This window comes from Rhizobium sp. 01T444 (assembly GCF_056398305.1).
In genome coordinates, this window is record NZ_JBFTPD010000189.1 from 1 (window position 1) to 686 (window position 686).

Consider the following 686-nt stretch of genomic DNA (forward strand, 5'->3'; position numbering starts at 1 on the left):
ATGCGCGCTTGCGCACGGCCGTCATCAACGCCACCATGCGCGCCTGCGGCAGCCGCTTCGGCCGCGCCTGGCTGCGGCCTGGCGGCGTGCGCTTCGGGATCGACGAGGCGCTGCGACAGGACCTGCTCTCGACCATCGGCGCCGTCGCCAAGGACATCGCCGAAGTCAACGACCTGATGCTCAACGCGCGCACCGTCAGGTCTCGCTTTCAAGGGGTGGGCGTCGTCAGCCACGCGGCGGCGCGGGACATCGGGCTCGCGGGCCCGGCCGGGCGCGCCAGCGGTGTTGCCCTCGACATGCGCACCCGCCTGCCCGGGCCGGTCTACGCAAGCCATCCCGTCACGTGCCTGACCGAGGAGWCGGGCGACTGCTGGGCACGGCTGAAGCTTCGCATGCGCGAGATCGACGAATCGCTGCGCTGGCTGGCGCGGGCGCTGCAGGCACCGGGGCACGACCTGTCGGCCGCGACGGCGCAGCCGCTGCGGCCCGACACGCTGTGCATCTCGGTGCGCGAGGGCTTCCGCGGGCCGGTGGTCCAGGCCCTCGAGACGGGGGCCGACGGGCGCCTCGTTCACTACAAGGTCCAGGATCCGTCGCTCGCGAACTGGTTCGGCCTCGCGCTCGCGCTGCGCGGCAACGAGATCTCGGACTTCCCCATCTGCAACAAGAGCTTTGATCTTTCCTAT

1 protein-coding gene is annotated in these 686 nt (G+C 71.2%); it reads left to right on the top strand.

Annotation, left to right across the window (positions count from 1 at the left end):
- The coding region (locus AC1DTN_RS37910; RefSeq protein WP_477925284.1) for an NADH-quinone oxidoreductase subunit D-related protein at positions 1–686 on the top strand (686 nt) is incomplete at both ends.